The organism is Fodinibius sp., assembly GCF_041642155.1.
Lineage (GTDB): Bacteria > Bacteroidota > Rhodothermia > Balneolales > Balneolaceae > Fodinibius.
In genome coordinates, this window is the sequence record NZ_JBEPWZ010000090.1 from 1 (window position 1) to 10437 (window position 10437).

General features: G+C 47.0%; 9 protein-coding genes and 1 pseudogene. 7 read left to right on the forward strand and 3 right to left on the reverse strand.

Translation table 11 applies throughout. The features are described 5' to 3' along the window. A partial coding sequence (locus tag ACESLU_RS07230; protein ID WP_372637195.1) for a hypothetical protein occupies positions 1-338 on the forward strand: 338 nt, incomplete at its 5' end. Between the two features lie 29 nt (positions 339-367). Then, positions 368-1912: a patatin-like phospholipase family protein gene (locus ACESLU_RS07235; RefSeq protein WP_372637198.1), complete on the forward strand. Its 1545-nt coding sequence runs from the start codon at positions 368-370 to the stop codon at positions 1910-1912. A 229-nt stretch (positions 1913-2141) separates the two neighbouring features. Here ACESLU_RS07235 and ACESLU_RS07240 read toward each other — a convergent pair whose 3' ends face one another. Continuing rightward, entirely contained in the window at positions 2142-4112 is a 1971-nt protein-coding gene (locus tag ACESLU_RS07240) for an aconitate hydratase (protein WP_372637200.1), read from the reverse strand. Between the two features lie 417 nt (positions 4113-4529). Between ACESLU_RS07240 and ACESLU_RS07245 the strand changes: the two genes are divergently transcribed. Then, positions 4530-4850: a Dabb family protein gene (locus ACESLU_RS07245; RefSeq protein WP_372637203.1), complete on the forward strand. Its 321-nt coding sequence runs from the start codon at positions 4530-4532 to the stop codon at positions 4848-4850. A gap of 44 nt (positions 4851-4894) precedes the next feature. Here the strand turns inward: ACESLU_RS07245 and ACESLU_RS07250 are convergent, their stop codons facing one another. Together ACESLU_RS07250 and ACESLU_RS07255 are read right to left on the reverse strand one after the other, a co-directional pair. Further along, a complete protein-coding gene (locus ACESLU_RS07250) occupies positions 4895-5092 on the reverse strand; it encodes a hypothetical protein (RefSeq protein WP_372637206.1) in 198 nt (65 codons plus the stop codon). A 221-nt stretch (positions 5093-5313) separates the two neighbouring features. Beyond that, positions 5314-6138 (reverse strand): sulfotransferase domain-containing protein, encoded by an 825-nt coding sequence (locus tag ACESLU_RS07255; protein WP_372637209.1) that lies wholly within the window; start codon positions 6136-6138, stop codon positions 5314-5316. A 423-nt stretch (positions 6139-6561) separates the two neighbouring features. Here ACESLU_RS07255 and ACESLU_RS07260 point away from each other — a divergent pair, with 423 nt between their 5' ends. The 4 genes and pseudogenes from ACESLU_RS07260 to ACESLU_RS07275 form a co-directional block, all read left to right on the forward strand. After that, entirely contained in the window at positions 6562-7737 is a 1176-nt protein-coding gene (locus tag ACESLU_RS07260) for a GNVR domain-containing protein (RefSeq protein ID WP_372637218.1), read from the forward strand. Between the two features lie 270 nt (positions 7738-8007). After that, a complete protein-coding gene (locus tag ACESLU_RS07265) occupies positions 8008-8901 on the forward strand; it encodes a glycosyltransferase family 2 protein (protein ID WP_372637212.1) in 894 nt (297 codons plus the stop codon). 55 nt (positions 8902-8956) lie between these two features. Further along, complete coding sequence (locus ACESLU_RS07270; protein WP_372637215.1) at positions 8957-10129, forward strand: glycosyltransferase; 1173 nt, start codon at positions 8957-8959, stop codon at positions 10127-10129. Next, a pseudogene (locus tag ACESLU_RS07275) lies at positions 10126-10437 on the forward strand (hypothetical protein); the annotation flags it as partial. The gene ACESLU_RS07270 and the pseudogene ACESLU_RS07275, both read left to right, overlap by 4 nt.

Here is a 10437-nt window from a genome sequence, read left to right on the forward strand (position 1 = left end):
TCATTACCATAATCAGCGGGTTGGTTCAAGCCGTTAACCCGGCCCTGGTCCTCGGCATGATTGATGGGGCCGTCCATCCGGCATCCAATCATTTCTTCGGTATTGTGGGCCTGTTCATGGTCTTGTTCGGGGGACTCCTGTACCATGCCCTTCGGGCAAAACGGTCTCAACCTGTAGCCGTGTTCTGGTGTGGACTTCAAAAATTCGGAGCGGCCGCAGCGGTTGGAATCGGGATTTCCCGGGACATTTTTTCATGGCTGGCCCTGGGCGTTGCCGGATTTGATCTCCTGTCGGGACTCCTGATTATAATCTACTGGTATTCCATACAGGAACGGTGATATTACTGCTACTTTTTAACAAAATGATGATGAACAAACCAATACAACCTGTTTACGGAGCTCCCCCGGCTGGCTATACGGGACCCAAGCGATCGCTTGTACTTGCGGGCGGGGGGATGCGCGTGGCCTACCAGGCCGGGGTCATGCGAGCCCTGGTTGAAAACAACCTTTGCTTCCACCACGCCGACGGGACGTCGGGAGGCACGATGAACCTGGCGATGCTGCTGTCAGGACGCTCTCCTGCGGATATGTGCGACCGGTGGCGTACCCTTGATGTCAAAAAGTTTGTCTCCATGCTGCCATTCGACGAGTACCTGCGCTTGCATAAAACCAAGGCACTGGGCAGTGCCGAAGGGATTGTCAACGAGGTGTTTCCCCACCTTGGCATTGATGTTGGAAAGATCAGGCAGGCACGGGGTATACAGGGAACCTTCAACGTCTGTAACTACACGGATAAGATAAACGAATCCATACCTCATCGGGAAATAGCACTGGACCTGCTGGTTGCAGGTATTTCTCTTCCCATATTCATGCCTGCGGTTCAGTACCAGAGCAAGAAGTACATCGATGCGGTCTGGATTAAGGACGCGAATCTGACCGAAGCCGTAAAGCGGGGAGCCGAGGAAATTTGGCTGGTGTGGTGCATAGGTAATCACGGACAATACAGGGATGGCCTGTTCAACCAGTATGTCCACATGATTGAGATGAGCGCCAACGGGGCCCTGTTCGAGGAGTTCGACCGTATCAGGGAACTGAACGAACGGATCCGGCGGGGTGAATCCCCTTACGGCCAGGAGCAGCCGGTAAGGCTGCACGTTATAAAACCTGAGTATCCCCTTCCCCTGGATCCCGATTTCTTTTTCAATCGTATTGATGCCTCAACCCTGACAAGTATGGGATACGCCGATGCCATGCAATACATGGACAAGCGCAGCGAAGCAGGTGTCTCATGGACGCCGTCGGCTACCAAAATGAAAGAGCCGGTTCCCGGAATAGCCTTCCGGGAAAAGATGGAAGGCTGGTTTGCCTTGGGTGAAACGGATCCGAAGCAGGGAGCCCGTGCGGGCAAGAAAAATGGGAGCAGCATGTCCCTGCACGCTTCCATTTATATTCGCGACCTGGACACATTTATGGCGAACCCGGACCACGGTGGAGCGATGAACGGGCACCTTGTATTTGTGGACTTTGACACCTACCTGCCGGCTAAAACAGGAGTATTTAACTTGTTTGTGGAAGATAATAAAGATACCGAGGTCAAATGGATGATCTATGAGATGTCGTTCAGCCATGACGACAGGGAGTACTATTTAGCTGGAAAAAAGGAGGTGAAAAATGATCCCGGTTTTGATCTCTGGAAAGATACCACCACGTTAAACGTAAGGCTCTTCGAAGGGTCTGATGACACAGGCGATATTGTTGGGGCCGGGATACTCACCCTGGAGGCAAAGGAACTGGTAAAACTTATCCGAAGCATGCATGCCATCGATGCTTCGGGAACAGCCGAAAAAATAAATCTGCTGGCTAATTTCGGCACCTTCTTTCTGAGTGAACTGTGGGATACCTATGGCAACTAACCCTTTTTCTCACACACAAAAAATGGAAAATGACGCTATGCTCCTTAGGAACGGTGAATTATAGTTATTTTGTAATATATGAATTTTTTCTCACGTGCTTTTTCCAGTCGGCTTGCAGCAACCATATTACTCGAGGAACATCCGGGCTAAAAAATAAAAGCCGGAATCCCAGGGACCTGATCCGTCAATGGGAATTCCGGCTTCAAATACCAGGTTGCGAGCTATTGCTCTAACCGCTACCGTTCTCTTTCCGGGCCTTAAACCGATTGATGACCCCGCCATGGAGAACAGCCTTTTTTTGACGGTCACTAAAGGTGTGTTTTACCGTGTACTTGTTCCCCTTCGTCTTATTGTGAATAACAACCTCATTACCATTTTCAATAGCGCTACGGATATCACTCACCGCCAGGACATCCCCCTGATCGATATCCTCATAATCCGCGTCATGTTCAAATTCGAGCGGCGGAATACCGAAATTGATAAGGTTTTGCCAACCGATGCGGGCATAGCTCTTGGCGATAACCGCCCGCTGTCCCAGATATCGCGGCGCTATGGCGGCATGTTCACGGCTCGAACCCTGTGCATAGTTTTCACCGGCAACGACCACGTGCCCCCCATGCTCGCCTTTGGCTTGCATGGCCCGGTTGTGGAAATTCTTATCTACCACATCAAGCGTAAATTTGCTGATTTCCGGAATGTTGCTTCGGTAGGGAAGCACCTCAGCACCGGCGCGCAGGATTTCATCGGTGGAGATATCATCTCCCATCTTGAGCAGAACGGGTACTTCAAAATCTTCCAGCGGGTCAAAGTCGGGCATGGTTGAAATATTCGGGCCCTTCTTGATTTCACCCCGTTTCTTTTTGGGCTTGGGCTCGGTGAGCATTTCGGTGTTTATGAACAACTCATCGGGATGCTCAAAAACCGGATACCTCATGTTGTACAGATCTTCAAGATCACGCGGGTCGGTAATCTTGCCGGTCAGCGCAGAAGCGGCCGCTGTTTCAGGACTGACCAGAAATACAGAGTCTTCGGGCGTACCTGACCGGTCGGGGAAGTTACGCGGCACCGTGCGCAGGCTGTTTTGTCCCGATGCAGGGGCCTGCCCCATTCCAATACAGCCGTTACAGCCGGCCTGGTGAATACGGGCACCGGACTGAACCAGGTTAAACATTACGTTATTTTTCACCATATTCTCGATAATCTGCCGTGATGTCGGGTTAATATCGAAGGAAACATTATCATTAACCATTTTATCCCTCACAATCTCGGAGGCAACCCAAAAATCACGGTAGCCGGGGTTGGCTGAAGACCCCACGTACGACTGGTAGATATCCTCTCCTTCTACCTCGCGGACCGGCACCACGTTGCCGGGGCTGCTGGGAAGAGCAATCAGCGGTTCCACATCATCGAGGATGAGCTCTTCATACTTGTCATACTCCGCCCCTTCGTCGGCAACCAGTTCCACAAATTCATCGCCCCGGTGCTGGGACTCCATGAAGCGGCGCACTTCACCGTCAGCGGGAAACACCGTACTCGTAGCTCCCATCTCCGTACCCATGTTGGCTAAAACGTGGCGATCCATCGTCGAGAGATTTTTTAACCCTTCACCGAAATATTCAATAACATAGCCGGTCGCTCCGTCCACATCATAGCGGCGAAGCATTTCCAGTACGACATCTTTAGCACTTACCCAGTCGGAAAGTTCTCCTTTCAATTCAACCCCCAATACTTTCGGCATCTTCATATACATCGGTTCTCCGGCAATCGCAAAAGCAACGTCAAGACCGCCGGCGCCAATGGCCAGCATCCCCATGCATCCGGATGCGGGAGTGTGACTGTCAGATCCGGCCAGCGTTTTACCCGGGATGGCAAACCGTTCGGTTTCAATAGGGTGACTTACCCCATTGCCCGGCCGGCTGAACCACATCCCAAAATGTTCGGCAGCTGACTTCAAAAACACGTGGTCATCCGGATTTTTATAATCCGTCTGTATCAGGTTATGGTCAACGTACTGGCAGGATAATTCAGTTTGAGCCTCTTCCAGCTCCATGGCTTCCAACTCCAGCATGACCATGGTCCCTGTGGCATCCTGGGTGAGCGTCTGGTCAATCCTGAGGCCGATCTCTTCTCCCGGCTTCATCTCACCATCGACAAGATGGCTTTTAATTAACTTTTGCGTTACATTTAGTGGCTTACTCATAAATAGTAAATAGTTTTTTTGGCTATCTTTTGATTCCTAATTATGTAAAGGCTAACTTGGCGTCAATCGTTTCCAAAATATGGTTCGTGAGACTTTTTTTCTTGCAATTCAACCGAAAACTGCTAATTTAAAAGTGTTCTAATCTGTCTTGATAAAAGCTGCTTAGTTTTTTCATTATTTTTTTATTAATTATAGACAGAGACAAGACGTTTCGGTTGTATTAGCTTTATACTTGCATTCGTTCTGAATAGATGATCTGTCTTATGAAAATAAAACCTACATTTATCAATAGATAGTTCTGTAATCTCGATTCAGCCTTAGCCTGCCCGGCACACAACCGAGAACCAAATTCAGCCACTTTTTCAATAATAAACAGTATTCCATTAATAAAGTATACATAGTAGGAGAAAGAATATTATGATTCGACACGTAGTAATGTGGAAGTTAAAAGATGAAGCCGAAGGAGCCTCCAAGGAGAAAAACGCTGAAAAAATGAAGCTGATTCTGGAGGGATTAAAAATTAATATCGAGGAAATTAAAAATGTCGAGGTAGGTATTAATATATCAGAAGATGACAATGAAGCCGGGAGGCCCTATGACGTGGTCCTCATTTCTGACTTCGAAACCGAACTCGACTATACCATGTATACACGCAACGAACATCATAAGAAAGCGGTCAAATTCATCAATTCAGTTATCGAGGATCGTAATTTTGTTGACTATAAGGTAGATATTTAAATCCTGCTGTAAGATTTTATCAGCCAACAGGAAATGAACACCTATTAAGAGGCCATATTACTTTGCTCAAGCGTCAGCTGCTTCCGCTCGGCCGGAATGGCTGTTACTTGGTTAATCAAATTGTTGGCGGTGGTTTGGACTTCGTGCTGGCCGATAAACCGGCCTTCCTCATTCATGAATCCAATGGTAGAATGTTTGCTATGGAAGTCAATTCCTATGTATACTTGGTTATAATTGTTCATAAGAGGATGCCTCTGGATTTAGTTATAAGTTTATGGGACTTAAATCTACTAAATTCAGGACGTCCCCTTTTTTATAAGACCTTTGAAAAACCAGTCCCGAAGCATCGGGAAGCCTCAAGGCCCGATGGAGGTTGGAATCGCAGCGTATAACGTATATGTAAGCATTTCAACCGACCAATAACGCCGTCATTGGGCAAAAGAGCAGTTTTGGAAAGCTCTCATTACATATCCCATCGTTCAAACGAATATCCGCTGAATGTTCGTAATTGATCAATATCCGGGCGCAGGTATTCCGTCAGCTCATGGCGCAACGCAGGCGGCAGTGTGGGCTTGGCAACCGGGGGACGAGTCAGCCGCTTGACGGGATCCTTGATACTATCGGGTATAAAATGCTTGAGGGTTTTAATAACCGGACTTTCTAATATGAAGCGGCTTACGCGTCCTTTTCGTCTTTTTTGGCTCGTTGCATGTTTCTGTTCCCCGTATGCCGGGTTGTAATAAGCCTTTTCCACCCCGATGAATCCAAAAATACGCTCCAGTGCACGACGGCGTTGATCCTTCAATATATAGGAAGGCATTACCAGGATCTGGTCAGCCGGATAATAGTTTAGGTAATGCTTCAGCTGCCAGTGGTATTTGCTGCACATCAGGTAGTGATTGTCCCTCGAGCCGTCTAATACCTCCTCAATGCTGCGGTGCTCGCGGCCCTCGCTGTAGTTATGGGTATAATGAGAAATAATACGTTCGATGGGATCGCGTACAAGATAAATTAATTTCACATCGGGAAGCAGCTCATACATACGTTGCGGCACTCCCGTGAAATAATGCGCTTTCGAATAATTGGGAGATGCTTCTCCATATTTTTTAAAATCTCCCTTAAACTGGGATTCATACCATGCAGCTCCCCGGTCAAAATTGTTCTCCGCTACAAAATAATCCACTTCCTTAATCTCCGACATTCCTACCTCCGGATGCAGCCGCAAATAATGATATAAACTCGAGGTTCCGCACTTCATCGCCCCTATGATAATAAAATTGGGAAGCATGAGAATTCAATTGGTGTTAATCACGGGTTTGTCAGTTGAATGTCCATTTCATAATTCCGGATGAAATTTAGTTAGTCCCCTGCCCTTCTTTCCGGGGAAAAACTTCTTGGTTGTCTATGGCTGCATACGACATTTCGAATACAATCCAGTAAATACCTCTTGGAGCAAAAGGATTTAGGGAGATTGAAACGCTTTTAAAATTATGACCCAGAATAATGCATGTTAAGTGGAAAAATACTGATTTCATGAAACTAACTTATAACATCAGCGTTAAAAAAGAGTACCTTAGGTATATTATTTTTTTGCCGGTTAAGTTCCGGGTTTTCATAATAATATGGGTACTCAAATCATTTTGTAAAAAGATCCGCAGTAAGTTAAATTGAATACGTACTGAATTTTTAAACGCTAAAACTGAATTTCGCACTGGATTCATCAACCGGCCATAACAGCTCCGACTCTCCGGAACACGAGCAGTATTATCGTCTTGTCCCTGTTTCCGAATCCCGGGATAAGGAGGAATACAAGAGGCTTGATTTTCATGAACTTTTCCGCTATTTCTGGAATAAAAGAACTCTTGTATACGGGTGTGTGGGGATCTTTTTAACTATCGGATTGGTTTTTGCTTTTTTCAGCAGCGAAGAATATACCTCGAGTGCGTCTGTTATTCCGGAATATGAACTACAGGACCGGGTCAACGAGGTAATAGAAAGTTACGGCCTTTTATTTGGGCTGACAGGGAGTATCCGTGAAAACAGGGCGCCCTCCTATCTCCTGGAATTATATCCATACATGATCAACAGTGTTGCCTTCAAACACAAGCTGATGCACAAGTCGTTTGAATACGCAAAGCGGGACACTACGGTCACGCTATATCAGTATTTCACAGAAATGTACCGGCCTACTTTTCTGCATAAATTTTATCATTCTATCAGGGAGCCTGCAATACCGGACACCACAGATTCTGAAACGGAAGAACCATCTCGTTCAGCCGGGAATGAACATAGCTGGACCGGACAAAGTCTGGATGTCCCCATCCTAAATTTTCGTCCCGGTGAAAGAAAAGTTATCAATGAGCTTTCCGAACGAATTACGGCAGGGTACCAGCGACAAACAGGTATCGTGCGGGTTTCGGCTAACATGCCTGAATCCGATCTTGCGGCTGAAGTGGTAAAACTTACTTTGGAAACACTCCACGAGGAAGCCAGCAGCTATAAAACGGCAAAGGCACGCCTTTACAAGGATTTTCTTCAGGATCAGCAACGTCAAGCCCGGAAAGAACTTGAAGAGGCCCGCCGGGAGCTCACGGCATTCAATGGGGCCGACAGCCAGCCGTTAAATAAGAGAATGGAACTGCAAAGCAACTATGAAATCAGTCTGGATTATTACAATACCCTGACCCAGCAATTAAAGCGGATGGAGCTAACTATTCAGGAACAATTACCTGCCTTCCGACTATTAGATGATATTACCGTACCCAGTAAAGAGGTGAAGCCCAAGCGAAAACTGATTGTATTCCTCAGTATATTGCTGGGCTTTTTTGTTGCAGTCAGCTGGATAACTGTTTTGTTTTTATTGTCAAGGGAAAAATTACCGGCCTGACCAAGCCGGGAAGTCTTTTGTAAAGTGCTTTGAAAAACCAGTCCCGAAGCATCGGGAAACAGCAAAGCCTCAGCGATTTCAAAACCGCAGTGTATATATGGAGGATACATGGGTATTTTGAAATCGATAAAATGTAGAGATTGGGAACACAACAGTTTTGCAAAGCCCTTTTACAGGTAATAGCCGCTATTGCTCCTGTTGCCATGAACTATCTTATGAGCTTCCGAAATCACATAGAAATATCCAACCGTTTTCGACCCGCTAATTCGTATGGAGCAACCTTTTATTTCGATTATAACCCCGGTGCTTAATGCGGAAAAACTGATTTGTCCCTTCCTTGATGCCGTTCGGCACCAAGACTATAACCGGGAAAAGTACGAAATTATTGTCATTGACAACGGATCGACAGATGAAACCCTGCAGAAGGTTCGATCTTTTCAGGATGTCATACTCCTGGAGCGAACAGACATCCAAAACCCGTATGCCGCCCGAAACAAGGGGATGCAATATGCCAAAGGTGAATTCATGGTGCTACTGGATGTGAATTGTGTGCCGCTGCCCCACTGGCTCAAAAACGGGGTCAAGCGACTGCAGCATCCCGGGGTAGATTTGGCTGGGGGACAGGTTTCATTTACCTTTTCTGAAGATGAAACGCTGGGCGAATGGTACGACTCTTTGCTGTTTGTAGACATGGAAGATCTGATAAAGCGCGGACAATCCTGTGCGGGTGGCAATCTTTTTTTCAAACGAAAGGTACTGAATACGATAGGTCCCTTCCCCGAAAACCACCGTTCAGGGATGGACCTGTATTGGACCAAAAAAGCAACCAAGGCGGGATTTAACCTTGTCTACGAGCCTGAGGCCGAAGTCCGGTACCCGGCACGCAAGCTCAAACCTCTTATAAAAAAAGTTTTCCGGGTGGGATCGGGCCAGCCGAAGGTATGGCTTGATAATGACATGCATCCACTGAAATTAATTCTGCTTATTCTGTACCAGTTTGTCCCCCCCGGCAACAGCGAACTTAAAGAGAAAATACGGAGAAGGGGCAAAGAGGAAATGCTTGATTACCTCCTGCCACTGTGGGGCATTCATTACCTGCAGAAAATGATTCTTTCTTTAGGTTGGGCTAAAGGAATTTTTAGGTATTATACCTCGAAGTTATAATTTGATTATCTTTTGTACTTGATAACTTTCATCAGCCCTTTTCCAGTTGTCCATTATGAAGATTGTCTTTTTAAGTCATACCCCGCGTAATTATCTGTTCAAGGTGGGCAGCTATCACTTGTCGAACCACCTCGCCGATCTTGGGCATGACGTACTGTATATCCCCTCTCCACTGTCCCTGTTTCATTTTCTCAACATTCCGATGCTGGGCGACAGCGATTATCGCAACGTCATTCAAAGCCGGATGCGCACCCTTGTCCCCCTCCGGGATTCACATAACGTCACGAATGTGACCCCTTTTGTGCTCACCCCTTTTAACAAGGGGGTATTTGACCGTCCGGAGATACCGATGAACCAGTGGTTTACATTCAACCGCATCGATAAAAAAATTAAAGCGCTCGGATTTGCCAAGGCCGATCTGGTCATACAGGACAAAGCCGGCTTGTTTTTTATGCGCAGGTTTATCAATGCTCACAGCTGGATTTATCGGGCAACCGACGATTACAGCAACATGTCGGGAGGACCCGGACAGCATTCGATCCAGACGCTGGAACAGGAAATATGTGATTTCGCCGACCGGGTTTTGGTAACCTCCGAACCTCTGAAACAACTCTTTTGGGAACGGTATGGCGTAGAATCTTCCATACTACGCAACGGTGTGGAAGCCTCCCATTTTACCGGCCGCCATCAAGAGCCGGATGAATATGCCATGATTTCAGCTCCCATTATTTTGTATGTAGGCAGTCTCGATCAGCGTTTTGATCATCAACTGTTGATTGAGACAGCCCGGCAAAGCCCCAATCTTCATTACATGATCGTAGGGCCCGGGAGCAAAAACAGTATCCCGGACGACATTGAAAACATCACGGTATTGGGACCCAAACCTTACGCGCAGATACCTGCATATATGCAGCATGCGGATATAGGCATTCTCCCCCTTAAGTTGACGGATGCCAATCACGCCCGGTCGCCTATGAAAATATATGAGTATGGCCTCTCGGGCTTGCCTGTCGTAAGTACACCTTTGCGGGAACTTAAAAATAGAAATGAACATTTTATTACCTTTGCAAAAGATCCCCAACATTTCCATGAACAAATCATGTATTGCCTGGATCACAAAGATACGCTTGCTGTCCTGGCAAAGGAGAGCGCTGGCAAGCATTCCTGGCGGTCCATTACCCTACAGCTGCTGGATCTGACAACTTCCAAACCGTCCGGAGCAGCATGAACGATGTTGTCGCCACATATCGGCATGCTATGGCAGGACGCACGCTCATAGACCGCTTCTTCAAGTGCTGGGCGCTCGTGTTGCCGGTTACCTCCGTTCTTATTTTTCCTTCGATACAGGGAACAACCCCCGCTTATATACTGGCCTTTCTGACGGTCCCGCTGGTGCTGTACGCCGCTCACATGAAGGAAATAAAACAATATTTGACGGTAGCTTTTCTAATTGCCGTTGGGTATATCACCCTCAATGCATGCAGTCAGTTCCTCCTTTCGCTTTACGGCGAAATGGATTTGTCTTCTCTACCCCTG